Origin of the sequence: Alkalibaculum bacchi (genome assembly GCF_003317055.1) — a bacterium.
In the GTDB taxonomy this organism is placed as follows: Bacteria; Bacillota; Clostridia; order Eubacteriales; family Alkalibacteraceae; genus Alkalibaculum; species Alkalibaculum bacchi.
The window spans coordinates 16,496-42,997 of the sequence record NZ_QNRX01000022.1 but is presented as its reverse complement, the minus strand read 5'-3'; the positions used below and the strand labels follow the sequence as shown (position 1 = coordinate 42,997).

Below are 26,502 nucleotides of genomic sequence, written 5' to 3'. Positions count from 1 at the left end.
TTAGATACTATTATAAAGATAAAAATTCGTTAGACTATGTAGATTTAATTTATCAAATATCATAACTACATTATACGAGGTGGTAAGGTGGTAAGCAAAACCAAAAGGCCACCAGAGGTGGCATAAGTGCTGCACTCTGGTGGCTTAATAATTTTAAATTCTCAATTGTTAGCGAAGCGCATAAAAAGTGAATAATTAACCTATAAATGGGTAAATAAAAATGAGACGAATGAAGCAACAATCTGCAAACCATTACATGTAGAAAGCCAAAAAAAATTGTGATAGAATATCGAATAGGTTCTTTGTAATACCTACTTTAACAGTAGGTTATATTATATTAACAGAAGGAGGAAATGCAGTGAAGGGAATTGGTGCGTCACCAGGCATTGCAATCAGTAAAGCATTCGTATTAAAGGATGTTGTGATTGAAATCAATACTGCCAAAATCGACAATGTACAAGACGAATGCGCTAGACTAAAAGATGCAATTGAGAATGCAAGAATTCAAATAAATAATATAAAACAAAAAGCAATTGAAGAATTAGGTGAAGAGGAAGCTAAAATCTTTGATGCTCACTTAATGATTCTAGATGATCCTGAATATACAGGGCAAATAGAACAATTAATCAATAGTGAAAAAATTACAGCAGATAATGCGGCAAATCAAGTAACAGAGCAATTTGTAATGATCTTCGGCATGATGGAAGACGAATACATGAAAGAAAGAGCTGCAGATATTAAAGATGTTGGTTCTAGATTAATTCGAAATATATTAGGTGTGCAAACACAAAACCTAAGCGAAATTTCAGAAGATGTAATCATTATTGCAAAGGATTTAACACCATCTGATACTGCACAAATGAACAAGCAAAAAGTCAAGGGCTTTGCTACAGATATCGGAGGAAGAACTTCTCATACAGCAATCATGGCTAGAAGTTTAGAGATCCCAGCAATACTAGGATTAAAAAATATTACTTCTAGTGCAAACGATGGAGATACGATTATAATAGATGGTATGACAGGAGAAGTAATCATCAATCCTGAACAAGAAGTACTTAAGAGCTACCAAGACAAAAAAGCAGAATATGAAAATTTCAAAAAAGAGCTTGAAGAATTAAAAGAGCTTCCAGCACAAACAAAAGATGGACATGTAGTAGAACTCGTTGGAAATATTGGCACACCAAAAGACATCGAAGGCGTTATTCGAAATGGCGGACAAGGCGTAGGTCTATACCGTACAGAGTTCCTATATATGGACAGCGATGAAATGCCAAGTGAAGAAAAGCAATTTGAAGCATACAAAGAGGTTTTAGAAGGCATGAAAGACATGCCAATCATCATCCGAACTTTGGATATTGGTGGAGATAAAAAACTTCCATATTTACAATTAGATGAGGAAATGAATCCATTCTTAGGCTTAAGAGCAGTAAGACTTTGCTTTGTTGAAAAAGACTTATTTAAAACGCAACTTCGAGCCATCCTAAGAGCCAGTGCATTTGGAAAAGCACTCGTTATGTTCCCAATGATCTCAAATGTAGATGAAGTAAGACAAGCAAAAGCCATATTAGATGAATGTAGAAAAGAGCTAGATGCTGAAAATATAGCTTATGATAAAGACCTTAAAGTAGGTGTTATGGTAGAAATTCCATCTGCAGCAGTTTGTGCAGATATTATTGCAAAAGAAGTAGACTTCTTTAGCATTGGTACAAATGATTTATGCCAATACACTTTAGCAGTAGATCGAATGAATGAAAACGTAAGCTATTTATATCAACCATTCAATCCTGCAATTTTGAGATTGGTTCATAATGTAATAAAAGCTTCTCACGAACATGAAGGTAAATTCACTGGAATGTGTGGAGAAATGGCAGGAGAACCTCTTGCAGCATTAATCTTACTAGGTCTGGGCCTAGATGAATTTAGTATGAGCGCGTCTAGTATTCCACAAATTAAAAAGATCATTAGAAGCGTTACATTAAAAGAAGCTCAAGAAATCGCTCAAAAGGCGCTAGAGCTTGCAACAGCTGATGAAGTAATAGCCATGGTAACAGAAGAATTAAAGAAATTAAATATTACAATTATTTAGGAGGAAAATCAATTGGTAAATAAAGAAGTTACAGTATTAAACGCAACAGGATTACATGCAAGACCAGCATCAATGTTTGTACAAGAAGCAGGGAAGTATAAATCAGAAATCAATATTATTAAAGACGATAAAAAAATCAATGCAAAAAGCATCATGGGAATCATGGCAGCAGGCCTTTCAAAAGGCACAGTATTAACGATCGAAGCAGACGGCGAAGATGAACAAGCTGCATTAGCTGCATTAGTAGCGTTAATCGAAAGCAAATTTGGAGAAGAATAAAAAATAAAGAATGTCCTCGTAAGAGGACATTCTTTTGTTTTAGCGGAAAGCTGAATGCGGAAAGCGAAAAAAATCATACCTCGCCTCTAGGCGAGATAATAACCTGGTCTCTCGCCCAGTCATCCTGGAGCGAAGCGAAGGATCCAAGACCCGCAGAGCCCGACCCTAGAAATGCCTTTGCTGACCACCTTTTTTTTCAAAAACCTGTTTACAATCCAAATATTGGGGTATAATTTTAAAAAGTATAAATTGGAGGGAAAATTATGTCTAAAAGTTCAGATTTTATGAGTGGCGTCTTATTAGGTACAATTCTTGGAGGGATTGCTGGTATTTTATTAGCTCCAGAATCCGGAAAAGATACCATACAGAAATTAAAAGATAAAAGTGAAGATTTTATCGACAGTGTTAAAGACTTAAGCAATGATGCCGTAGATCAAATGGGTGAATACAAGGACGAAATCAACGAAAAAGTTGAAAATTTGAGTAGTAAAGTATCTGACAAAATGAAGTATTACAAAACAGAGTTAGAAGATAAACTAGAGGATATGAAGGATTCAGTAGAAGACGCTATTGACAATATAGAAGAAGAATTAGATGAAGATCCAGATCCTCAAGATACTCAAATATAGCTCAAATACACATAGAAGCTAGAAGGTGAAAGAATAATGTTTGAACCAATCCACTTATGGGAAGCGGGCATTCTTTTAATAGGAATTGCCTTTGTAGTAGGTGCTGTATACCTAGCAAAGACGATGAAAAGTTTGACAATAGCCGTAGAGGACATCACTAAAACGGTTTCGGAAAACAGAAAACAAATTGATGATATCATAAAAGATGTCCAGAGCATAACAAATAGTTCTTCAGAAGTAATGGACAGCGTAGAGGAAACATTATACTCTGTAAAGAAGTCTGTCACAGATGTACAAAAAACCGTTGCCACCACAAAGAGCTATATCCTCAGACCAGTCTTAAAAACGCTAAGATATACACATTCAGCAATTAATATTGCTCAATCACTTACAGGAAAGAAAAAAAAGCAAAAGATAAAATCATAAAGACACGTTTAACGTGTCTACCTTTTTGAACAATATTGGAACAACTTTTGAGCGATAGTTAATCCATAATAAATTTAAAATGCATAATTAGGTTAGACGAGGGGGAAATACTTTGTTATCAATAACAACAAAAATAGAACAAGATTATTACCAAATTAAGTTAAATGGTGAAGTAGATATTTACACTGTAGATCGATTAAAGGATGCTATAGATGACAAGATGAAACAAAATCCTAAAAATATTGTTTTTGACTTTGGGGATTTGGGGTACATAGATAGTACCGGTATAGGAGCACTTATAGGAATAAAAGGTAAATATAAGGATACTGACATTAAAATTATCAATTTACGCTCCAATATAAAAAGACTGTTTGAAATTACCGGAATCATAAAAATATTTTCAGTTGAATAAGTGGAGGAATTAAAAGAATGGAAAATAAAAACATGACAGTAAGCCTTACACTGCCTAATGCTCCTGAGTTTGTAAGTGTGGCTAGACTAGCGTTATCAGGCGTAGCTGATAGAATGGGATTTGATGTAGACGATATTGAAGATTTAAAGGTAGCTGTATCAGAAGCCTGTACTAATGCTCTTAAGCACGGTAGTAAAGATGAAGCTGGCAAGTATTTTGTACACTATACAATTAAAGAAAAAAAGCTTATAATTGAAGTATGTGATGATGGTAAGGGCATAGATGTAGAAAATATAAAGGCCCCAGATTTAGACCATCCAAAAGAAAGCGGCTTAGGATTATACATTATTCAGACTCTGATGGACGAAGTAGAAATTACAAATCGAGAAAATAATGGAGCCAGCATACGCATGATTAAAAACATAAGGGAGTAGTTGTATGAGTAAACGTCTATCGGCTTCTCAAGATAACAAAAGTCTTAATCGTAAGGCATATATCGATGAGTTATTCAGTGAGTATATAGCTACCAAAGATCATCAATTAAGAAATAAGATATTCGAAGAACACATCTATATAGCTGAAATCTTATCAAAAAAGTATGTGAATAAAGGTGTAGAATACGACGATATCTATCAGGTAGCTAGCTTAGGTTTGATTTATGCAATAGAAAGATTTGATCCAAGTAAAGGATTTGAGTTTTCAAGCTTTGCTACGCCTACCATATTAGGAGAAATTAAGAAGTATTTTAGAGATAAAGAGTGGATTATTAAGGTACCTAGAAGAATACAAGATTCCTACCGAAGAATAAACCAAGCAAAAGAAGAATTGCAACATAAATTGATGAAAGTACCTACAGTAGACGATATAGCAAACTACCTTAATCTTACTCACGAAGAGGTTATAGAGGCTATGGAAGGAAGTTTTGCCTATCAGCCTACATCATTAGATGTAAAAGTGTCTAATTCAAACGATGATAGCGACTTATCTTTATTTGAAGTCTTAGGTTTAGAAGATACCAAAATAGCTGAAATAGAAAATAAAGATTTCCTGCGTACGATATTTGATAGCCTATCAAAATACGATAAAAAGATTATCGTCGACAGATTCTATAATAATAAAAGCCAAAACGAAATAGCAATGGAATTAGGCGTCTCACAAATGACCGTATCGAGACTAGAAAAAAAGATCCTTATAAAATTAAGAGAAAAAATAGCTGTTTAAAATCCTCCTTATTGTGAGGATTTTTTGTAAAAACAGGTGGTCAGGTGGTAAGCAAAGGCAAAGCTCGCCGAAGGTGAGAAAAAGGCCTAGCTTCTGCAGGAGTCATTCTGGAGCGAAGCGAAGGATCTAAAGACCCAAAAGGAATACATGCAAGCTAATGACTAGAGACTAAAAGTGCCTAAGGCACTTTTTTGCAACTAAGTTTGATTAAACTATAGATATATGGTTTGAAATGATATAAAATGATAATAAGTTCACATTTTAAAAGGTTATACTAAAGTTATACTATAGCAAGATTATTTTGACGAGGAGGAAGATTCAAGATGAAAACGTATCCAACTAGGCAAATAAGAAATGTAGTATTATTGGGGCACAGCGGAAGTGGGAAGAGCACAATCCTTGAAGCGATGGCTTTCAATGCGAAAATGACCGACAGAATGGGAAGAATTGAAGACGGCAATACCTTATCCGATTTTAATCAAGAAGAAATTCAAAGACAAATCTCCATTAGCACATCTATCGTACCTATTGAATTCAAAGACCACAAATTAAATATATTTGACGTACCAGGTTACTTTGACTTCGTTGGCGAATTAGTAAGTGCAGTAAATGTAGCCAATTGTGCAGTAATCGTCATTGATTGCCTTTCAGGTCTAGAAGTTGGCGCAATAAAAGCGTGGGAGTATGTTCAAGAGAAAAAAATTCCTACCTTTATTTTAGTGAACAAGATGGACCGAGATAATGCACAATTTGAACCAGTGATGGAACAGATCAAAAACACATTAGGACCTAAGGCAGTTCCATTTGAAATTCCGTATGGAGAAGGGGCAGATTTTAAAGGTGTACTAAATGCAGTAGATATGACAGGAAGAGAAAGAAGCGGAAATTGCTGCATCGATATTGAATTACCACCAGAGACTTTAAATTCCATATCTCCTTATAGAGAGATGATTGTAGAATCCGTTGCTCAAAGCACAGAAGAACTTATGGACAAATACTTTAACGGTGAAGAGCTGACAAATGAAGAAATTCATAGAGGTTTAAGAAAAGGAGTATTAGAAGGAGAATTAGTTCCAATTTTATGTGCCTCTGGTCATTTAAATGTAGGCGTTGAAACTTTAGCAAATATGATTATTGAGTTTTTCCCGTCGCCAGAAGATATACAAAAAGAAAGAAAAATTTCCTCAGAAGCACCTGTTTCTGCATTCATATTTAAAACGATAGTAGATCCATATGTAGGGCGATTGTCGCAATTTAAGGCCATATCAGGAACGATAAAATCCGGTATGGAACTATTAAATACGAGAACAAATAAAAAGGAAAAAGTTTCTCACCTTTATGTTTTGCAAGGGAAGAAACAAATAGAAGTAGACAAAATTGAGGCAGGAGACATAGGGGCCTTTTCAAAATTATCAGATACAACCACAGGAGATACCTTGTGCGATCCAAAGGAGCCTGTGAGTTATAAACCAATAGAATTTCCAAAGCCTAATTTATCTATGGCCATTGAGCCAAAGACAAAGGGCGATGAAGACAAGATCGGCGTAGGTCTACAAAGACTACAAGAGGAAGACCCAACTATTAAAGTGTATCGAAATGACGAAACAAAACAGACGATTATATCTGGTATGGGTGAAATGCATTTAGAGATCATACAAGATAAGATGAAAAATAAATTTAGTGTAGATATCCTTCTTAAAGACCCACAGATTCCATACAGAGAAACCATAAAGAAAAAAGCTACTGCAGAAGGAAAGCATAAAAAACAATCCGGCGGTAGAGGCCAATTTGGTCATGTACTTGTAGATTTTGAACCAATAGGAACAACAGATATCGAATATGAATTTGTAGATAAAGTAGTAGGTGGAGCTGTACCTAGAAACTTTATTCCTGCGGTAGATAAAGGTTTACAAGAATGCAGAAAAGAAGGAGTTTTAGCAGGATTTCCTGTAGTAGGATTAAAGGCAACTTTACACGACGGCTCTTACCATTCTGTAGATTCCGATGAAATGTCCTTTAAAATGGCATCATCTCTAGCCTATAAAAAAGGTATGAAAGCTGCAAACCCAGTACTCTTAGAGCCTATCTACAAAGTAGAGATAACTGTACCAGACCAATATATGGGAGATGTAATAGGCGATATAAATAAAAAAAGAGGCCATGTTCTAGGTATGGAACCAGCCGATAATGGCCAAAAGATCGTAGCAGAAGCTCCACTAGCAGAAATGTTCAAATACGCCACAGAACTCCGCTCCTTAACTCAAGCAAGAGGAGAATTTGAAATGGAATTCCAACGCTACGAAGAAGTTCCAGCAAATATAGCGGAAAAGATAGTAGAAAATCAGGTGGTCAGGTAGTCAGGTGGTCAGGTGGTCAGCAAAAGCAGCGCTCGCCTTCGGGCGAGTTAGGGAACCTAGCTCCGGTAGGAGTCATCTTAAGCGCAATGAAAGTGACAAAAAGGGGACAAAAGGGCAAAGGGCAAAGGGCAAAAAGAAGGGGACACATTTATAAATGTGTCCCCTTTTTGCCCTTTGTCCTTTCCGCTTTCTACTTTTACCGAATAATTTTATCTAATGTACAAAAGATAAAGTAAATCAAAAAGAAAGGAGATTCAAATGGATAAACATACAGAGAGAAAAAAGAGTGAAGAATTCAAAGAAGCAATGCGTGATAAAACGGTAGGGGAATTTTTAAACGATCAGCTTTATGAACACGGAATAACAAATAAGGGCGATATGCTGTCCCAAGATAATACAGATTATTATCTAAAAGAAAATGAAAATAAAAATAAAATAAATAAATAAAAAATAGAAAATCGTCAATAATACTAATGAAAACTATATTAAACAAAAAAAGGAGTCCTTAACATGGAAAGAAACAACAACAATAATAACAGAAACGCACAAAACACAAGCAACAACAATAACAGAAATACTCAGAACAACAATAACAACAACAATAACAACAGAAATGCACAAAATAATAATAACAACAATACCCAAAACAATAATAACAGAAATGCTCAAAATAACAACAATAGAAATGCTCAAAACAACAACAACAGAAACAATAACTGCTAATAAAAAAGCAATCTAAATTCATGAATTGAACATAAAGTATTCAATGTATAAAAAAGTTGACAAAGAGAACGGTTCTTTTTGTCAACTTTTTGTTTACTTATAAATAGTATGGTGATAGAATAAAGTAAAGACAGGTGATAAGGTGATAAGGTGGTAAGGTGGTAAGGTGGTATGTCGTAGGTTGCTGGCTGCAGGGCCCGTCATCCAGAGCGCAGCGAAGGATGCCACTAAACGAACTACACGCAACTTAAAACTTGTAAAAGCAGAAAGCTGAAATCGCCTTTGGGCGAGATAAAGGCCCTAGCTCCTGCTCCCGTCATCCAGAGCGCAGCGAAGGATCGCACTAAACGAACTACACGCAACTTAAAACTTGTAAAAGCAGAAAGCTGAAATCGCCTTTGGGCGAGATAAAGACCCTAGCTCCTGCTCCCGTCATCCAGAGCGCAGCGAAGGATCGCACTAAACGAACTACACGCAACTTAAAACTTGTAAAAGCAGAAAGCTGAAATCGCCTTTGGGCGAGATAAAGACCCTAGCTCCTGCTCCCGTCATCCAGAGCGCAGCGAAGGATCGCACTAAACGAACTACACGCAACTTAAAACTTGTAAAAGCAGAAAGCTGAAATCGCCTTTGGGCGAGATAAAGACCCTAGCTCCTGCTCCCGTCATCCTGGAGCGAAGCGAAGGATCTTTGACCCAAAAGGAATACAAAAGCCCTTTCTGCATTCCGCTTTCAACTTTCAACATATTAATCGAGGTGGTATCTTGTCTAGAGTTCCAAGGGAAATTAGTGATTTATCCTATTATCATGTACTAGTAAGAGGAAATGACAAACAAAAGATTTTTTTTGACGATGAAGATAAGAAGAAAATCCTACAAATCTTAAAAAATTACTCTGATGTTGATTTATTAAAGCTAATCGCTTATTGCATACTTGATACCCATGCACATTTCTTATTAAAAATTGAGAAATACGATATTTCAACAATCATGAAAAAAGTAAATGTCACGTATGCATATTATTATAACTGCAAATACCAACGAACAGGTCACGTGTTTTATGATCGATTTAAGAGTACATGTATAAGAGAAAAAAAATATATTCTTCCAGTAATAAGATTTATCCACAATGATCCCATTAGTAATGGCATTGTACAAAAACACGATGCTTATAAATGGAGTAGCTATAAAGATTATATTGAGATGAATGATGATACCGTTGTTTTCTATAAAAAAATCATATTAGCTCAATTTGATTCTAATACAAGGGAAGCTGTTCATAAATTTAAAGTATATACAAAAACAGAGAACAAGGATCTGTTTTTAGATGTAAAGGACAGCGTTGAAAACAAAATTAATCGCATGTTAGAAATATATTTAGCAAAAAATGATATTAATTTAAGCGAACTGGGGTATAAACAAAATAAGTGTCATCGTACTCATCTCGTTTTAATGTTAAAAAACACAGGTATACTTTCAATACGCAAAATTGGAGAAATACTTCAGTTAAACAGAGGAGTCGTATATAAGATTATTAAAGAGCATTCAGGGGAAGATGAAATTCAGTAAGATTGTAAATTTAGCCCGTTAAGGAGGGATAATATGCTTTGTCAAAACTGTAATCAAAAGCCTGCCTCGATCCATATTACGCAGATTACCAATGGTGAAAAAAAGGAAATGCATCTTTGCGAGCAATGCTCTGTATTACAGGATACTTATAATATATCCTTTAACTTTCCAAGTTTTATTGCAAACTTTTTAGATTTAGGAGATTACTCTCAACAATCTAGCGAAATAAATGAAAATACAAACAATCTATATGTGTGCCCAGCTTGTGGCATGGACTATGATACTTTTAAGAAATATGGAAAGTTTGGATGCCGGGTATGTTATCATACATTTCGGTCACACATTAACCCTATGATCAAAAAATTGCATGGCAAAGACCAGCATATCGGTAAGCTTGTAAAGCATGGAGGCGAAAATTTAAGATTAGAAAGAGAATTGGCAGAATTAAATGCAAAATTGACAAAAGCAGTGGAGCTAGAGGAGTATGAAGATGCTGCAATATACCGAGATAAAATAAAAGCGATAAAAAAGACGATTGAAGAGCAAAATAGTATTAATAGTTAATTCTTCGAGGTGTTAAAATGTCAACTGATTATAAAGAAAAAGATATAGTAATAAGCAGTCGCGTGCGATTAGCTCGAAATATTAAGGATTTGCCTTTTGCAGCTATGATTCAAGAAGAAGATAGTAAAAAAGCAATTAAATTAGTAGAAGGGGCTCTTAACAATCAAGATCAATCTATGCCCTCTTTTAATAAAGTGGAAGTTAAGGATTTAAACACAAATGAAAAGCGAATGTTAGTAGAAAAACATCTAGCGAGCAAGGAATGGAGTAAGAATGACGAAGCCGCTGTTTTTATTCGCAAAGATGAAAATGTGAGTATTATGGTAAATGAAGAGGATCATATAAGAATTCAATGCATATTAGATAGCTTTCAATTACGCCGTGCTTTTGACATTGCCAATGAAATAGATGATATATTAGAGGAAAAAATTCGATATGCCTTTGATGACAAATACGGATACTTAACAGCTTGCCCAAGTAATGTAGGAACAGGGATGAGAGCTTCTGTTATGATTCATTTGCCTTCCTTAACTTTAGGCAATCAAATGAACGATTTGATTCAAACATTAGCTCGCTTTGGCATCACTATTAGAGGTATCTATGGAGAAGGCAGTCAATCTTTAGGTGATTTATATCAGATTTCCAATCAAATAACACTGGGACTCAATGAAGAAACTATTATTCGTAATTTACACAGTGTAATAAAAGAAATCATCAAAAGAGAAAGAAATGTAAGAAATGAAATGTTAATCAATAATAGAATATATCTTGAGGACAAAGTTTTTAGAGCTTTAGGAATATTAGAAAATGCAAGAACAATCACCGTAGAAGAAAGTATGAAGCTCATATCTCTTATCCGATTAGGAACGGATTTAGAAATTATTGAGCAGGATATTTCAGAGATTAATCGATTGATATTATCGATTCAGCCAGGGATTTTATCCCATACTTATGGGATTCCAATAACAAACAAATTAGACAACACGAGAGCAGAGCATATAAGAAAAATTTTAGGGAAAAACAATACATAGGAGGTGGCAAATATATGCCTATTTTTGGAAGATTTACAGAAAAAGCGCAAAGAGTATTAGTATTATCACAAGAAGAAGCAAAAAAACTAAATCATAATTATATTGGGTCTGAACACTTGCTTCTTGGATTAATTCAAGAAGGAGAAGGGATCGCAGCAATAGCTCTTAAGAATCTTGGTATTGAATATGAAAGTGTGTGTACAGAAATTGAAGATTTAGTAGGCAAGGGAGAAAGAGAAGTTAGTGAGATTATAGGCTATACTCCTAGAACAAAGAAAATCTTAGAACTCAGTTTAATGGAAGCGAGAGCTCTAAACCAAAGCTATATTGGAACAGAGCACATTTTACTTGGACTTATTCGAGAAGGGGAAGGTGTAGGCGCCAAAATTCTACTGGATATGAACCTGAATTTTGAAAAGATCAGAGAAGAAATCATCAAATTAATGAACAATACAGTAAATCAAAGCAATAAAAGCAATGTAGCAAAAAACAGCAATACAAAGACATTAGACAAATACGGCAGAGATTTAACCGTTATGGCATCTCAAGGTCAATTAGACCCTGTTATCGGCCGTGAAAAAGAAATAGAACGAGTCATTCAAATACTAAGCCGCAGAACAAAAAACAATCCAGTTCTAATAGGAGAACCAGGAGTTGGCAAAACAGCTGTAGCAGAAGGTTTGGCTCAAAAAATTGCGGAAGGTAATATTCCTGAAAATCTTAAAAATAAGAGAGTCGTTTCTTTAGATATGTCTTCTATGGTAGCAGGTGCTAAATATCGTGGAGAATTTGAAGACCGATTAAAAGGTGCTATGGAGGAAATAAGAAATGCAGATAATATTATTCTCTTTATAGATGAACTCCATACGATTATCGGCGCAGGCGCTGCAGAGGGCGCTATTGATGCTTCTAATATTATGAAACCTGCCTTATCAAGAGGAGAACTACAAGCAATTGGCGCTACAACTCTTGATGAGTACAAAAAACATATTGAAAAAGATGCAGCTTTAGAAAGAAGATTCCAACCAGTAAATGTTGGAGAACCAAGCAAAGAAGAAGCTGTAGAAATCCTGAGAGGTCTTCGAGATCGATATGAAGCACATCACAAAGTAACCATTACAGAAGAAGCCATTCATGCAGCAGTTGATTTGTCTTCTAGATATATTAATGACCGTTATCTACCAGATAAAGCCATTGACTTAATCGATGAAGCAGCTTCAAGGGTAAGACTTTCTCAATTAACAGCTCCACCAGATATAAAAGAAATTGAATTAAAAATTGAAAAATTAGAACAAGAAAAAGAAGAAGCCGTTGCATCACAAGATTTTGAAAAAGCTGCTGAAATAAGAGACCAAGAAAACAAAGCCAAAGAAGAGCTAAAAACCATAAAAGAATCTTGGAAACAAAAAAACAATATTAGCAAAGAAGCTGTTGTAGGAACAGAAGAAATCGCCGATATTGTAGCGAGTTGGACTGGGGTACCTGTAAGAGAGTTGTCTAAAGACGAATCTGCTAGACTTCTAGATTTAGAGGGTATTCTTCATAAGAGAGTAATCGGGCAAGACGAAGCCGTAAAAGCGGTATCTAAGGCTATTAGAAGAGCAAGAGTAGGGCTAAAAGACCCTAAGAGACCAATAGGTTCCTTTATCTTCTTAGGGCCAACAGGTGTAGGAAAAACAGAGCTCAGCAAGGCTCTTGCAGAATCTATGTTTGGCGATGATGATGCAATGATACGAATCGATATGTCAGAATATATGGAAAAACATACCGTGTCTAGACTCATTGGTTCACCTCCAGGATATGTAGGATATGACGAAGGCGGACAATTGACTGAAAAGGTAAGAAGAAAACCTTATTCTGTAATCCTTCTAGACGAAATCGAAAAAGCTCATCCAGATGTATTTAATATCCTTCTTCAAATATTAGAAGATGGTCGATTGACAGATGGTAAGGGAAGAACAGTAGACTTTAAGAACACAGTCGTTATCATGACATCAAATGTTGGTGCTCATACAATTAGAAAACAAAAAACACTAGGCTTTGCTACATCTGAAAGCGAATCCGAAAGCCAATACGAAAAGATGAGAACCAATATCATGGAAGAGCTAAGAAAAACCTTCAGACCAGAATTCTTAAACAGAATCGACGAGGTCATTGTATTCCATCAACTAGACGATAAACACATTCATTCTATAATTGACTTAATGTTAAAACAATTATCGAAACGATTAGTAGAACTAGAAATCGAATTAGAATTTGACCAAAGTGCCAAAGAGTTCATTGCTACAAAAGGAACCAATTTAGAATACGGAGCAAGACCACTAAGAAGAACCATCCAAAAGGAAATAGAAGATAAACTCTCCGAAGAAATGCTAAGAGGCAATGTACTCCAAGGAGCTAAAATCAAGGCAACAGTAGAAAATGACGAGCTGAAGTTTGTAAAGGTATAAAAAAGGCACGTATGTGCCTTTTTTGCTTGATACATAGATTGGTTTTTAGGTGGTAAGGTGGTCTGTCGTAGGTTGCGGGCTTGTAGCTCCTATTAGTCGCTACAAACCTCGCCAACCTTGACAGGGGTAATACCATTTGATTTCTCTTTGCCTTTGGTCAAGACAAATCAGGTATTACTCCCAGGTGGTCAGCAAAAGCAAAACTCGCCTTCGGGCGAGATAAGCCTTTGACCCCATTAGGAGTCATCCGGAGCGAAGCGAAGGATTTAAGATCCAAAAGAAATACCTAAACCCTGGCTGCTGACCGCTAATAGCTGGCCGCAGGCCCGGTCATCCTGGAGCGAAGCGAAGGATCTTTAACCCACCGAGACACACTCGTAGAGCCCCTACTCCAGTCATCCTGGAGCGAAGCGAAGGATCTTTAACCCACCGAGACACACTGGTAGAGCCCCTACCCCAGTCATCCTGAAGCGAAGCGAAGGATCTTTAACCCATCGAGACACACTGGTAGAGCCCCTACTCCAGTCATCCTGGAGCGAAGCGAAGGATCTTTAACCCACCGAGACACACTGGTAGAGCCCCTACCCCAGTCATCCTGGAGCGAAGCGAAGGATCTTTAACCCACCGAGACACACTGGTAGAGCTCCTATCCCAGTCATCCTGAAGCGAAGCGAAGGATCTTTAACCCACCGAGACACACTCGTAGAGCCCCTACTCCAGTCATCCTGGAGCGAAGCGAAGGATCTTTACGAACGAACTACCAAGATATACACTGCATACTATAAAGATTTACATTAATTGAAAAATAAAAAATGAACATTGAACAATGAACAGTACAAATATGCTATTCTTGTAAAGTATTCATATACTGTTAGTTACTCATTGTTCCATGTTCATCGTTCATTGCGACGTAAGTCGCATATTTGCTTACCACCTTACCACCTTACTACCTGACCACCTTACCACCTTACCACCTTAAAAAGAAAATGGAGGAATGCACATGGATCCACGAATCAAAACATTAGCCAAAAATCTCGTAAATTACTCTTGCAGCGTACAAAAGGGTGAAAAGGTACTTATCTCCTTGTCCGGCATAGAGGGGAAGGATTTAGTTAAACAATTAGTTAAAGAAGTATACGCTGTTGGCGGATACCCTTTTGTAGAAATTGGAGATAGTTCCGTTAGCAGAGAAATATTAATGGGAACTAGTGAAGAACAATTACAGATTCAATTAGATTATAGTTTACACAAAATGAAACAAATGGATGCGTATATTGCCATTAGCGCAAGTCCGAATACATCAGAATTATCGGATGTTCCCTCTGAAAAATTAGTCCTACAGAGCAAGATTTTAAGACCAGTATTAGATTATCGTGTAAATAAAACAAAATGGGTAATACTAAGATACCCAAATTACGCTATGGCTCAACTTGCTACTACTAGTTTAGAAGCTTTTGAGGACTTTTATTTTGATGTATGCAATGTAGACTACGGAAAAATGTCCGTAGCAATGGATTCTTTAGTTAACTTAATGAACAAAACAGACAAAGTAAGAATTACAGGACCAGGAACAGACTTACGTTTTTCTATTAAAGACTTACCAGCAATAAAATGTGATGGAAAAGAAAATATTCCAGACGGTGAAGTATTCACAGCACCTGTCAAAGATTCTGTTAATGGAGTAATTACGTACAACACACTATCAGAATACCAAGGCTTCACGTATCAGGACATATGTTTTGAATTTAAAGATGGAAAAATTATTAAGGCTACTTCCAATAATACAGAGAGATTAAATCAAGTACTAGACAGCGACGAAGGTGCTCGATATATAGGAGAATTTGCTATAGGCGTAAACCCTTATATCATCCACCCAATGAAAGATACTTTATTCGATGAAAAAATCATGGGAAGTTTCCACTTTACCCCAGGAATGGCATACGAAGAAGCGAATAACGGAAACAAATCCTCCGTCCACTGGGACCTAGTAAACATCCAAACCCCAGAATACGGCGGAGGAGAAATCTACTTTGACGACGTTCTTATTCGAAAAGACGGTATATTCGTCCTCCCAGAGCTGGAATGTCTGAACCCGGAAAGACTAAAATAAGGTGGTAAGGTGGTCTGTCGTAGGTTGCGGGCTTGTAGCTCCTATTAGTAGCTACAAACCTCGCCAACCTTGACAGGGGTAATACCATTTGATTTCTCTTTCCCTTTGGTCAAGACAAATCAGGTATTACTCCCAGGTGGTAAGCAAAGGCATTTTAGCCACCCTTGGTGGCTTAATGGCGCAACGACGAGGGCGTCGTTCCCAACAATACCTCGCCCGAAGGCGAGTAAAGGACCCAAGCTCCTGCTTTTGTCATCCTAGAGCGGAGCGAAGGATCTTGCTTTTCCTTACCTCGCCCGAAGGCGAGTAAAGGACCCAAGCTCCTGCTTTTGTCATCCTAGAGCGGAGCGAAGGATCTTGCTTTTCCTTACCTCGCCCGAAGGCGAGTAAAGGACCCAAGCTCCTGCTTTTGTCATCCTAGAGCGGAGCGAAGGATCTTGCTTTTCCTTACCTCGCCCGAAGGCGAGTAAAGGACCCAAGCTCCTGCTTTTGTCATCCTAGAGCGGAGCGAAGGATCTTATTTTTCCTTATCTCGCCCATAGGCGAGTGTTTTTGCTGACCACCCGCACTCACCCAATCTGATACTGATCTTCTTCCTGCAGTACACTCAATAAGTAGTCGATGACATCCTGCCTTCTAATAATGCCTATAAAGGTTCCATTGTCATCTGTCACAGGGATGAAGTTTTGATGTTTTGCCATATTAATAATCTCTTCTAGAGGTTGATCAATTCTAACAGACTCAATTTTTTTATGTAGGGTAATATCCTTTAAATCATATTTACCACAGTTGTCAAAATGAATATGAGGATTATTTTTAAATGCCCAAAGCAAATCCCCTTGTGTAACGGCTCCTATATATTTACCTCTGTCGCTTATTATGGGGATTGAGCTATAATCATTTGTCTCCATTACCTCCAAAGCAAATTTCAACGAACAATTAACATTCAAGAAAACAACATCCTTCTTCGGTAAAAGAAAAAACAAAATATTCTTCAAGACATCTCCTCCAAAACAAATATTAATAAATCTTAACATAATTATTATACAACATTTAACAATCAATTTAAAGCGGAATGCGGAAAGCGAAATGGGGAAACTTTTAAAGTTAGAATTGTGAAGAGGAGAAAATAGTCAGGTGGTCAGGTGGTCTGTCGTAGGTTGCGGGCTTGTAGCTCCTATTAGTCGCTACAAACCTCGCCAACCTTGACAGGGGTAATACCATTTGATTTCTCTTTCCCTTTGGTCAAGACAAATCAGGTATTACTCCCAGGTGTTAGCAAAACCAGAACTCGCCTTTAGGCGAGATAAGCCTTAGACCCCAGAGGAATACCCAAGCTCTGGTGGCTGAACGCTGATCGCTGGCCGTAGGGCCTGTCATCCTGGAGCGAAGCGAAGGATCTAAGACCCCAAATCCTGACCCTAGAATGCTTTTTCTGACCACCTTGTTCAATAAATTCTCAATTGTTCGCGAAAGCGCACTAAATAAACTATTATAAACCAATCTTATTTTAGTAACAAAATTTAATATAAAGTTCCGCTTTCCACTTTCCGCTTTTAGCTAAAGTGTGGTATAATTCCAACAGATGTATTTTGGAGGGTAAAAATGTTAGATAAATTAGAAGCAATAGAACGTAAATTTATAGATCTTGAACAAAAAATCAGCGATCCTGAAATCATTGGGAATCAAACGGAATGGAAAAAGTTTGTCAAAGAACACGCAAAATTAGATCCCATTATCGTCAAGTTTAGAGAATACAGAGATATATTAAATTCAATAGAAGAATCAAAAGAAATGCTTCAAGAAGAGTCCGATAAAGAATTTAAAGAAATGGTACAAGTAGAATTAAACGAATTAGAAGAAAAAGAAAAAACTTTAAAAGAAGAATTAAAAATCCTTCTTTTACCTCAAGATCCTAATGATGATAAAAGTGTTATTGTAGAAATCCGGGCAGGTGCTGGTGGTAGTGAGGCAGCTCTTTTTGCAGGGGATTTGTTTAGAATGTATACGCGATATGCGGAAAGACAAGGCTGGAAATATGAAATCATGAGTTCAAATATTCCAGAACTCGGTGGTATAAAAGAAATTGTATTCTCTATTAATGCAGACGGCGTTTATAGTAAACTAAAATACGAAAGCGGTGTTCATCGAGTACAAAGAATACCAACTACAGAATCAGGTGGACGAATTCATACATCCACTATAACTGTAGCTGTATTACCAGAAGCAGAAGATGTAGAAATTGATATCAATCAAAACGATCTAAAAGTAGATGTATATCGTTCTTCTGGTAATGGAGGGCAAAGTGTCAATACCACAGACTCAGCAGTGCGTATTACCCATTTACCAACAAACTTAGTAGTAACTTGCCAAGATGAAAAATCACAGCTAAAAAACAAAGAAAAGGCCATGAAAATTTTAAAGGCTAAACTATACGAAATAGAGCAAAGCAAACAAAATGCCGAAATAGCTGAAAATAGAAAGAGCCAAGTAGGAACAGGAGACCGAAGCGAAAGAATCAGAACCTACAACTTCCCACAAGGTCGAATAACCGACCACAGAATAGGTCTAACCATCTACAAACTAGATGCCTTCCTAGACGGTGAAATCGAAGAAATGATCGAAGCCCTAGTAACAACAGATCAAGCTGAAAAATTGAAGAGTCAAGCATAACAAAAAAGCTTCCGTAAGGGAGCTTTTTTGTTATGCAGGTGGTCAGGTGGTCAGGTGGTCAGGTGGTCAGGTGGTAAGGTAAATCCTAGTGCGTGCCTTCCAGCCAGATAATGATTATTTGTAGTTTCACGGCTTCTACATCTAAAATCTTAGTGGCGGATGACCTGATCCGCCTAAAGAGACACCCGCAGAGAGGACCCGAAAGGAATACCCAAACACTGACCGCTGACCGCTGGCCTCGTCATCCTTGAGCGTAGCGAAGGATCCCTACGCACTAACTATTAAGCAAATAAACCATGTAATAAGCTATCATTAGAACAAAATAAAAAAACCTTTAAAGAACAATGAAAAATGAACATTGAACATTGAACACAGAACAGTACAAATATGCGACTCAACTACCCTTTATATTGTTCATTATTCATTGTTCCATGTTCACTATTCACTGCGACGTAAGTCGCATATTCGATCACCTGACCACCTTAATCCCCCCCCTCAATTCACTTCTAATTTCTCCCCAAACCGAATATAAATAAAAAATAACAAATCTACATAAAAAAACACAGGGGGCTTTTGAATGAACTTTGATACATTGTTTAAAATCACACTGCTAGGATTTCTAGCTGGGACTATTGGGACAGGATTGGGAGGCTTTTCTTCTTTTGTAATTACAAACCCATCTAATCGCCTCTTTAGCTTTACCCTAGGTTTTTCGGGTGGACTAATGATTTCTATCGTATGTTTTGACTTATTGCCTGAAGCTTTTATGTCTGGATTAGGAATATCTATAATAGGGATCATAATAGGGGTAGCATTAATTAGTGCAGTTGATCAGGTGCTTTCTTTTCATTTCTCAGGGAGTCATATGAAAAATGAATTTCTCAAAACTGGAACATTAATGGGCATTAGTATTGCAGCCCATAATTTTCCCGAAGGACTAGCTATAGGTTCAGGCCTTGTGGCAGATCCACACTTAGGAATTAGCTTGGCAATTATTATCCTCATCCACAATATACCAGAAGGCATGGCTATGGCAGCCCCTTTAAGTATTAGTGGAATCTCAAAAATTAAAATACTCCTCTACACTATATATGCAGGGGTGCCCATGGGCATAGGGGCCTGGATAGGGGGCTATATCGGAAATGTATCAAAAAACTTCATAGGCTTGTGTCTAGGCTTTGCAGGGGGAGCTATGTTATTTATCACCTGCCAAGAAATCATCCCCAAATCCAGCGCCCTCTGGAAAGGCCGCACCTCTGGTTTTTCTATTATATTTGGAATCATATGTGGAATACTGCTGACCAAATGGCTGGGGTGAAGTCAGGTGGTCAGGTGGTAAGGTGGTAAGGAGGTGGTAAGGTGGTCAGCAAAACCAAAACTCGCCTAAGGCGAGCTAAAGACCCAAGCTCCTGCAGTAGTCATCCTGGAGCGAAGCGAAGGATCTAGGACCTGCAAAGCCCAACCCAAGCAATGCCTTAGACTCCGCCAGTAGTCATCCTTGAGCGAAGCGAAGGATCTAGGACCTGCAAAGCCCAACCCGAGCAATGCCTTAGACTCCGCCAGGAGTCATCCTGGAGCGAAGCGAAGGATCTAGGACCTGCAAAGCCCAACCCAAGCAATGCCTTAGACTCCACCAGGAGTCATCCTTGAGCGAAGCGAAGGATCTAGGACCTGCAAAGCCCAACCCAAGCAATGCCTTAGACTCCGCCAGGAGTCATCCTGGAGCGAAGCGAAGGATCTAGGACCTGCAAAGCCCAACCCAAGCAATGCCTTAGACCCGCCAGGAGTCATCCTGGAGCGAAGCGAAGGATCTAGGACCTGCAAAGCCCAACCCTAGCAATGCCTTAGACCCGCCAGTAGTCATCCTGGAGCGAAGCGAAGGATCTAGGACCTGCAAAGCCCAACCCAAGCAATGCCTTAGACTGCGTCAGGAGTCATCCTGGAGCGAAGCGAAGGATCTAGGACCCCCGGACCCAACCCAAGCAATGCCTTAGACTCCACCTCAGAGATCCATTTCACTCTCGCACAAATTTCCGCTCTATGTTATAATTCCTATTAATAGTAAATCCAGACAGTAAAGCAAAGGAAGTAAATTATATGACAAAAGTATTTAATATAAGCAGCGAAAATCTAAATATGGAATTGATTCGACAGGCTGCGGATATTATCAATAATAAAGGAACGGTAGCTATGCCAACGGAGACGGTCTATGGTTTAGGTGCAGATGGTTTAAATGAAGAGGCCGTAAAAAAAATCTATATTGCTAAGGGTAGACCTTCTGACAATCCCTTAATCCTTCACATATCCAATATGAATATGTTAGAAAAGCTGGTTGAAGAGATACCTGAGACAGCCAAACTTCTAGCCAAAACCTTTTGGCCAGGTCCGTTGACGATGATCTTTAAAAAATCAAGCATCGTTCCAAGGATTATTACAGCAGGCCTTGAAACAGTGGCCATTCGAATGCCTTCTAATAAAATCGCAAGATGTTTAATAGAAGAAGCCAATACACCAATAGCTGCCCCTAGTGCCAATATATCAGGAAAACCTAGCCCCACAAAGGCAAAGCATGTTATTGAGGACTTAGATGGAAGAATAGACGCCATTATCACATCTGACGACAGCACCATAGGATTAGAATCCACCGTAATTGATCTAACAGAGCCTATTCCTAATATCCTTAGGCCAGGAGCGATTACCTTCGAGGCAATAAAAGAAGTAATAGGACAGGTTCAAATAGATCAAGCAATCCTACACCAAACAACGCGAATAAAAGCAAAATCCCCAGGGATGAAATACAAACACTACGCTCCAAAAGCACCTATGAAAATCATAAAAGGGGATAGGGTAAAAGTAGTAAAAGCCATAAACGAACTCACCCAAGAATATCAAAAACAAGGGAAAAAGGTAGGCGTCTTAGCCACAGAAGAAACAAAAAAAGAGTACAAAGCCGACAAAGTAATCACCATGGGCCAACGCTCCAAACCAGATACCATAATGGCAAAACTATTTGACTCCCTAAGAGCCTTTGATGAAGAAGACATACAAATCATCCTATCCGAAGGATTCAGCAATCAGGGCAAAGAACTAGCCATATCCAATAGGCTGAATAAGGCTGCGGGATTTGATATAATTGAAGTGGAATAAGGTGGTGAGAAATAATATGAAAAATATCTTATTCGTCTGTACAGGCAATACTTGCCGGAGTAGTATGGCTGAGGGAATAATGAAGGATCTTCTTAAAGGTGAAGACATTATAATAAAATCAGCAGGCACCGATGTGTTCTTCAGCGAGCCTGCAAACCAAAAGGCCATTGATGTCATGTCGAAAATGGGCATAGACATAAGAAATCACATCTCGCAAATACTAACGGAAGAGCTAATAGAAGAAGCCGATTTAATCCTAACCATGACTCACTACCATACAGACAGTGTAATACGCAAATACGCCAAGGCCATAGAAAAGACCTTTACACTAAAAGAATACTTATCTTTACTCCTAGAAAAAAAAGGACGAACACAAGACCCAGATTACCAATTAAACATAGACCAAATGAACCTAGCCGACCCTTACGGTCAGTCGATTGGCGTTTATAGGGAAACTGCGAAAGAAATAAAGAGGATATTGGAGAAGATTTTGAAATTAGTACTTTAGGTGGTCAGGTGGTCAGCAAAAGCAATACTCGCCTTCAGGCGAGAAAAGGACCCTAGCTCCTGCTTTTGTCATCCTGGAGCGAAGCGAAGGATCTAAGACCTACAGAGCCCAGCTAAGCAATGCTTTTGCACGACCTTATAAAAAAAGGAGATCCGTACTCAAATGAAAAACATACTCTATCTTGAATGCTACTCAGGCATAAGCGGTGATATGACTGTTGCGGCTTTGCTTGACTTAGGAGCAGATGAAGAGACTTTACTACAAGGCCTCAAAAGCCTTAATATAGATGGATATAAAATAAAAATATCCCAGACAAGTAAATGTGGGATTTGTGCCAAGGATTTTAATGTGATATTAGAAGAGCATCACAAACAACATCACTTCCACAGAAATATCAAAGACATCAATCAAATTATCTCAAGCTCTAATATTACGCAAAACGCTAAAGAAATAGCTCTAAAAACCTTTAAAATTATAGCCGAAGCAGAAGCTAAGGTTCATGGCAAGAGCATAGAAGAAGTGCATTTTCATGAGGTAGGAGCTATTGATTCTATTGTAGATATTGTAGCTGTAGCTATTTGCATTGACAATCTAAAAATCGAACAAGTTATCGTATCTCCTATATACGAAGGTCATGGACATGTAAAATGTCAGCATGGAATTATCCCAGTACCTGTTCCTGCAGTAGTGGAAATTGCAAAAGGAGAAAATCTTCAACTAAAATTAACAGACACAGAGGGAGAAATGGTGACGCCAACAGGTGCAGCTATAGTAGCAGCATTAAAAACAAGGAATCAATTACCTAAGAACTATATCATTGAAAAGATTGGAATTGGCGCCGGTAAAAAGGACTTTCCAAAAGCAAATATTCTTAGGGCATATATATTACAAGCTATCGATAATAATGAAGATCAAGTTATTTTGCTTCGGTGCAATATAGACGATATGACTGGAGAAGAACTAGGTTTTGCCTTAGAGGTGATTATTGAAGAGGGAGCACTAGACGCAAATTTCACCCCCATTTTCATGAAAAAAAACCGACCAGCCTATGAACTAACCGTCATCTGCAAAGAAGAAGACCATACGAGACTAAAAAAAGTCATCTTTAAATACACAACCACCCTAGGTATAAGAGCCATCCCATCCACGAGATCCATCATGAAAAGAACCATAACAAACTTCTCATCAACACTGGGAGAAGTAAAAATAAAAGAAGCAAAATACGAAGACATCACCAAAAGAACAATAGAATACGAAGACGCAAAGAAGATTGCGAAAGAACATAATTTATCTGTAGGTGAAGTATTTAGAACTATATATAGTGAACTAAGGTGGTAAGATTAATAAGGTGGTCAGGTGGTCAGGTGGTCAGGTGGTCAGGTGGTCAGCAAAAGCAACTCGCCGAAGGCGAGGTAAAAACCCCAGCTCCTGCTTTTGTCATCCTGGAGCGAAGCGAAGGATCCTTGACCCCAAAGCCGACCCAAGCTCCTGCTTTTGTCATCCTGGAGCGAAGCGAAGGATCCAAGACCCAAAAGCCGGCCCAAGCTCCTGCTTTTGTCATCCTGGAGCGAAGCGAAGGATCCAAGACCCCAAAGCCGACCCCAGCTCCTGCTTTTGTCATCCTGGAGCGAAGCGAAGGATCCAAGACCCCAAAGCCAACCCAAGCTCCTGCTTTTGTCATCCTGGAGCGAAGCGAAGGATCCAAGACCCCAAAGCCGACCCAAGCTCCTGCTTTTGTCATCCTGGAGCGAAGCGAAGGATCCTTGACCCCCAAGCCGACCCAAGCTCCTGCTTTTGTCATCCTGGAGCGAAGCGAAGGATCCAAGACCCCAAAGCCAACCCCAGCTCCTGCTTTTGTCATCCTGGAGCGTAGCGAAGGATCCTTGACCCCCAAAGCCAACCCAAGCTCCTGCTTTTGTCATCCTAGAGCGTAGCGAAGGATCCTTGACCCCAAAGCCAACCCAAGCTCCTGCTTTTGTCATCCTGGAGCGAAGCGAAAGATCCAAGACCCCAAAGCCGACCCAAGCTCCTGCTTTTGTCATCCTAGAGCGAAGCGAAGGATCCAAGACCCCAAAGCCGACCCAAGCTCCTGCTTTTGTCATCCTAGAGCGAAGCGAAGGATCCAAGACCCCAAAGCCGACCCAAGCTCCTGCTTTTGTCATCCTAGAGCGAAGCGGAGAATCCCTAGGAACGACCTACACGCAACCTAAAAATGTTAAAGCAGAACACTAATCCGCGTTTTTCCACATTCCGCATTCCACTTTCCACCAAAAATATTTAAACCTAATTAGTTACAAAAGACAACGATACATCAATAACAAACTGAAAGGTAGGAGATACCATGCAAAAACCAGAATGGTTAAAAATAAAAGCCAGTGCTACAAAAACGAGAGAAGTAACTGAAATGCTTCGAAGCTTAAATCTGCATTCTGTATGCGAAGAAGCAAACTGCCCTAATAGAATGGAATGTTTCGAAAAGAAAACAGCTACTTTTATGATACTAGGAAAACACTGCACTAGAAACTGTACTTTTTGTAATGTAGATAAACAAAAACCCGGTCAAGTTGATGAAAATGAACCTTTAAACGTAGCAGAAGCCATTAAGAAAATGGGCATGAAGCATGTGGTAATTACATCCGTAACTAGGGACGATTTACCAGACGGTGGTGCGGGACATTTTGCAAAAGTTATTAAAGAAATCAGAAACTTAAATCAAGGTATAACAGTAGAAGTTCTTATTCCAGACTTCCAAGGGAATGAGGAAGCCTTAAAAAAGGTTATAGATGAAAAACCAGAAATACTTAATCACAATATTGAAACCATTCCACGCCTTTACCCAGAAGTGCGCCCAAAAGCCGTATACGAAAGATCTCTTGAATTACTCCAAAAGGCAAAAAAAATAGATCCAAAGACTATAACCAAATCAGGAATCATGGTAGGCTTGGGAGAAACCTTTGATGAAGTAATCCAAACTTTTAAAGACCTAAGAGCAGTAGACTGTGACCTACTAACAGTAGGTCAATACCTAGCCCCATCAAAACAACACCACGAAGTAGTAGAGTATATCCACCCCGACACCTTCGCAGCCTACAAAGCCCAAGCTCTAGAACTAGGCTTCAAATACGTAGCCTCAGATCCATTTGTAAGGAGCTCGTATAATGCCTTCGAAGCCATGGATAGCCTCGAAGGTGGTAAGCAAAACCCTTAGAGTGGAAAGTGGAAGGTGGAAAGTGGAAAGTGGAAGGTGGAAGGTGGAAAACTCGCCTTCGGGCGAGGGAGGGAACGGTGTTTCACCGTTCCGCATTAAGCCACCTAATGGTGGCTATTATTGACCCGAGCCCCTGCATTGTCATCCTAGAGCGTAGCGAAGGATCTTAGACCGCAGAGAAAGACCCCAGCCCAAGACCCAAAAGGAATGCTTAAAATGCCTTTCCCGACCAACCGTCTAATGAACCAACAAAAAGGAGTTGAACACATGCGTCCATCATGGGATGAGTATTTTATTGAAATGCTCGATGTCGTAAAGAAAAGATCTACCTGCCTACGTAGGCAAGTAGCTGCAATAATTGTAAAAGACAAAAGAATCATCGCCACAGGCTATAATGGAGCTCCATCGGGCATTGCCCATTGTGGAGATATAGGTTGCCTTAGGGAGCAGCGTGGGATACCTTCTGGTGAAAAGCACGAACTCTGCCGAGCTATCCACGCAGAGCAAAACGCAATCATCCAAGCTGCCGTCCACGGAGTAAGCATAGCAGAAGCCACAATCTACATCACCCACAGTCCCTGCGTCCTCTGCGCCAAAATGCTAATCAATGCTAATATAAAACGAATCGTCTACACCTCCGATTACCCCGATCAGTATGCCATGAGCTTGTTAGAAGAAGCAGGAATACTTATGATAAGGTGGTAAGGTGGTAAGGTGGTAAGGTGGTAAGGTAGTAAGCAAAACCTTACTCGCCTTCGGGCGAGGTAAAGGCTCGCAACGTCATCTTAAACTCCTCGTTTTATAATTCTAAATTCTAAATTGATTACGCCCAGCGTAATCTCATCTAATTTTTTAAAACCCACAATTAAAATAAAAAAAATGAATAAAGAAGTATAAAAACCCTTCCTCAGGTAATACTTCTAATGAACAAGGAAGTTACAAGTACTTTAATATTGTTTTATCCCCCTTTTACAATATAAGAGAGATACTTATAACTTCCTTTTTACATAAATAAGGTGGTAAGGTGGTAAGTGGTAGGTTGCGGATTTCTAGCTCCTTCTAGTCGCTACAAACCTCGCCAACCTTGACAGGGGTAATACCACTTGATTT

The 26,502-nt window shown here is 38.6% G+C and carries 23 protein-coding genes; 22 read left to right on the top strand and 1 reads right to left on the bottom strand.

Going from position 1 to position 26,502, the window contains the following annotated elements; all coding sequences use genetic code 11:
- The first annotated feature begins 358 nt into the window (after positions 1-358).
- The 15 genes from ptsP to DES36_RS13125 all read left to right on the top strand — a co-directional run bounded on the left by ptsP (position 359) and on the right by DES36_RS13125 (position 15,856).
- Entirely contained in the window at positions 359-2,086 is a 1,728-nt protein-coding gene (gene ptsP / locus DES36_RS13190) for a phosphoenolpyruvate--protein phosphotransferase (RefSeq protein ID WP_113921682.1), read from the top strand.
- A gap of 12 nt (positions 2,087-2,098) precedes the next feature.
- Complete coding sequence (locus tag DES36_RS13185) at positions 2,099-2,365, top strand: HPr family phosphocarrier protein (protein WP_113921681.1); 267 nt, start codon at positions 2,099-2,101, stop codon at positions 2,363-2,365.
- A 263-nt stretch (positions 2,366-2,628) separates the two neighbouring features.
- Positions 2,629-2,994, top strand: coding sequence for a YtxH domain-containing protein (locus tag DES36_RS13180; RefSeq protein WP_113921680.1), 366 nt, complete (start codon positions 2,629-2,631; stop codon positions 2,992-2,994).
- A gap of 36 nt (positions 2,995-3,030) precedes the next feature.
- Entirely contained in the window at positions 3,031-3,420 is a 390-nt protein-coding gene (locus tag DES36_RS13175; protein ID WP_113921679.1) for a DUF948 domain-containing protein, read from the top strand.
- 112 nt (positions 3,421-3,532) lie between these two features.
- Positions 3,533-3,832, top strand: coding sequence for an STAS domain-containing protein (locus tag DES36_RS13170; protein ID WP_113921678.1), 300 nt, complete (start codon positions 3,533-3,535; stop codon positions 3,830-3,832).
- Between the two features lie 17 nt (positions 3,833-3,849).
- A complete protein-coding gene (locus DES36_RS13165) occupies positions 3,850-4,266 on the top strand; it encodes an ATP-binding protein (RefSeq protein ID WP_242981774.1) in 417 nt (138 codons plus the stop codon).
- 4 nt (positions 4,267-4,270) lie between these two features.
- On the top strand, positions 4,271-5,053 hold the full coding sequence (locus DES36_RS13160; RefSeq protein ID WP_113921677.1) for a SigB/SigF/SigG family RNA polymerase sigma factor: 783 nt from the start codon (positions 4,271-4,273) through the stop codon (positions 5,051-5,053).
- 323 nt (positions 5,054-5,376) lie between these two features.
- On the top strand, positions 5,377-7,410 hold the full coding sequence (gene fusA / locus DES36_RS13155) for an elongation factor G (RefSeq protein ID WP_113921676.1): 2,034 nt from the start codon (positions 5,377-5,379) through the stop codon (positions 7,408-7,410).
- 258 nt (positions 7,411-7,668) lie between these two features.
- Positions 7,669-7,857, top strand: coding sequence for a hypothetical protein (locus tag DES36_RS13150; protein WP_113921675.1), 189 nt, complete (start codon positions 7,669-7,671; stop codon positions 7,855-7,857).
- Between the two features lie 63 nt (positions 7,858-7,920).
- On the top strand, positions 7,921-8,133 hold the full coding sequence (locus DES36_RS14655; protein ID WP_146953657.1) for a hypothetical protein: 213 nt from the start codon (positions 7,921-7,923) through the stop codon (positions 8,131-8,133).
- 764 nt (positions 8,134-8,897) lie between these two features.
- Entirely contained in the window at positions 8,898-9,701 is an 804-nt protein-coding gene (locus DES36_RS13145; protein WP_170128313.1) for a transposase, read from the top strand.
- A gap of 33 nt (positions 9,702-9,734) precedes the next feature.
- Positions 9,735-10,265, top strand: coding sequence for a UvrB/UvrC motif-containing protein (locus tag DES36_RS13140; RefSeq protein WP_113921673.1), 531 nt, complete (start codon positions 9,735-9,737; stop codon positions 10,263-10,265).
- 17 nt (positions 10,266-10,282) lie between these two features.
- Positions 10,283-11,296: a protein arginine kinase gene (locus DES36_RS13135; RefSeq protein WP_113921672.1), complete on the top strand. Its 1,014-nt coding sequence runs from the start codon at positions 10,283-10,285 to the stop codon at positions 11,294-11,296.
- A 14-nt stretch (positions 11,297-11,310) separates the two neighbouring features.
- Positions 11,311-13,746: an ATP-dependent Clp protease ATP-binding subunit gene (locus tag DES36_RS13130; RefSeq protein WP_113921671.1), complete on the top strand. Its 2,436-nt coding sequence runs from the start codon at positions 11,311-11,313 to the stop codon at positions 13,744-13,746.
- A 1,000-nt stretch (positions 13,747-14,746) separates the two neighbouring features.
- Positions 14,747-15,856 (top strand): aminopeptidase, encoded by a 1,110-nt coding sequence (locus DES36_RS13125; RefSeq protein WP_113921670.1) that lies wholly within the window; start codon positions 14,747-14,749, stop codon positions 15,854-15,856.
- A gap of 569 nt (positions 15,857-16,425) precedes the next feature.
- Here the strand turns inward: DES36_RS13125 and DES36_RS13120 are convergent.
- The gene (locus DES36_RS13120) at positions 16,426-16,893 is read right to left on the bottom strand and encodes a CBS domain-containing protein (RefSeq protein WP_113921669.1); all 468 of its coding nucleotides are present in this window, start codon (positions 16,891-16,893) and stop codon (positions 16,426-16,428) included.
- Between the two features lie 568 nt (positions 16,894-17,461).
- Here DES36_RS13120 and prfA point away from each other — a divergent pair.
- The 7 genes from prfA to DES36_RS13075 all read left to right on the top strand — a co-directional run bounded on the left by prfA (position 17,462) and on the right by DES36_RS13075 (position 26,097).
- Positions 17,462-18,529, top strand: a complete 1,068-nt coding sequence (prfA, locus tag DES36_RS13115; RefSeq protein WP_113921668.1) for a peptide chain release factor 1 — start codon at positions 17,462-17,464, stop codon at positions 18,527-18,529.
- Between the two features lie 577 nt (positions 18,530-19,106).
- Complete coding sequence (locus tag DES36_RS13110; protein WP_113921667.1) at positions 19,107-19,847, top strand: ZIP family metal transporter; 741 nt, start codon at positions 19,107-19,109, stop codon at positions 19,845-19,847.
- Between the two features lie 779 nt (positions 19,848-20,626).
- A complete protein-coding gene (locus tag DES36_RS13105) occupies positions 20,627-21,676 on the top strand; it encodes an L-threonylcarbamoyladenylate synthase (protein WP_113921666.1) in 1,050 nt (349 codons plus the stop codon).
- Between the two features lie 16 nt (positions 21,677-21,692).
- A complete protein-coding gene (locus tag DES36_RS13100; protein WP_113921665.1) occupies positions 21,693-22,184 on the top strand; it encodes a low molecular weight protein arginine phosphatase in 492 nt (163 codons plus the stop codon).
- 162 nt (positions 22,185-22,346) lie between these two features.
- The gene (gene larC / locus DES36_RS13095) at positions 22,347-23,522 is read left to right on the top strand and encodes a nickel pincer cofactor biosynthesis protein LarC (RefSeq protein ID WP_113921664.1); all 1,176 of its coding nucleotides are present in this window, start codon (positions 22,347-22,349) and stop codon (positions 23,520-23,522) included.
- A 1,003-nt stretch (positions 23,523-24,525) separates the two neighbouring features.
- Positions 24,526-25,392, top strand: coding sequence for a lipoyl synthase (gene lipA / locus DES36_RS13080; protein ID WP_113921661.1), 867 nt, complete (start codon positions 24,526-24,528; stop codon positions 25,390-25,392).
- Between the two features lie 267 nt (positions 25,393-25,659).
- Positions 25,660-26,097: a deoxycytidylate deaminase gene (locus tag DES36_RS13075; RefSeq protein WP_113921660.1), complete on the top strand. Its 438-nt coding sequence runs from the start codon at positions 25,660-25,662 to the stop codon at positions 26,095-26,097.
- The last annotated feature ends 405 nt before the right edge of the window (positions 26,098-26,502 follow it).

Bases quoted from the DNA above. Each gene is read 5' to 3' on its own strand.
- DES36_RS13180 (WP_113921680.1), top strand. From the start codon at position 2,629: ATGTCTAAAAGTTCAGATTTTATGAGTGGCGTCTTATTAGGTACAATT.
- DES36_RS13175 (WP_113921679.1), top strand. From the start codon at position 3,031: ATGTTTGAACCAATCCACTTATGGGAAGCGGGCATTCTTTTAATAGGA.
- DES36_RS13165 (WP_242981774.1), top strand. From the start codon at position 3,850: ATGGAAAATAAAAACATGACAGTAAGCCTTACACTGCCTAATGCTCCT.
- DES36_RS13160 (WP_113921677.1), top strand. From the start codon at position 4,271: ATGAGTAAACGTCTATCGGCTTCTCAAGATAACAAAAGTCTTAATCGT.
- fusA (WP_113921676.1), top strand. From the start codon at position 5,377: ATGAAAACGTATCCAACTAGGCAAATAAGAAATGTAGTATTATTGGGG.
- DES36_RS13150 (WP_113921675.1), top strand. From the start codon at position 7,669: ATGGATAAACATACAGAGAGAAAAAAGAGTGAAGAATTCAAAGAAGCA.
- DES36_RS14655 (WP_146953657.1), top strand. From the start codon at position 7,921: ATGGAAAGAAACAACAACAATAATAACAGAAACGCACAAAACACAAGC.
- DES36_RS13140 (WP_113921673.1), top strand. From the start codon at position 9,735: ATGCTTTGTCAAAACTGTAATCAAAAGCCTGCCTCGATCCATATTACG.
- DES36_RS13135 (WP_113921672.1), top strand. From the start codon at position 10,283: ATGTCAACTGATTATAAAGAAAAAGATATAGTAATAAGCAGTCGCGTG.
- DES36_RS13130 (WP_113921671.1), top strand. From the start codon at position 11,311: ATGCCTATTTTTGGAAGATTTACAGAAAAAGCGCAAAGAGTATTAGTA.
- DES36_RS13125 (WP_113921670.1), top strand. From the start codon at position 14,747: ATGGATCCACGAATCAAAACATTAGCCAAAAATCTCGTAAATTACTCT.
- DES36_RS13120 (WP_113921669.1), bottom strand. From the start codon at position 16,893: ATGTTAAGATTTATTAATATTTGTTTTGGAGGAGATGTCTTGAAGAAT.
- prfA (WP_113921668.1), top strand. From the start codon at position 17,462: ATGTTAGATAAATTAGAAGCAATAGAACGTAAATTTATAGATCTTGAA.
- DES36_RS13110 (WP_113921667.1), top strand. From the start codon at position 19,107: ATGAACTTTGATACATTGTTTAAAATCACACTGCTAGGATTTCTAGCT.
- DES36_RS13105 (WP_113921666.1), top strand. From the start codon at position 20,627: ATGACAAAAGTATTTAATATAAGCAGCGAAAATCTAAATATGGAATTG.
- DES36_RS13100 (WP_113921665.1), top strand. From the start codon at position 21,693: ATGAAAAATATCTTATTCGTCTGTACAGGCAATACTTGCCGGAGTAGT.
- larC (WP_113921664.1), top strand. From the start codon at position 22,347: ATGAAAAACATACTCTATCTTGAATGCTACTCAGGCATAAGCGGTGAT.
- lipA (WP_113921661.1), top strand. From the start codon at position 24,526: ATGCAAAAACCAGAATGGTTAAAAATAAAAGCCAGTGCTACAAAAACG.
- DES36_RS13075 (WP_113921660.1), top strand. From the start codon at position 25,660: ATGCGTCCATCATGGGATGAGTATTTTATTGAAATGCTCGATGTCGTA.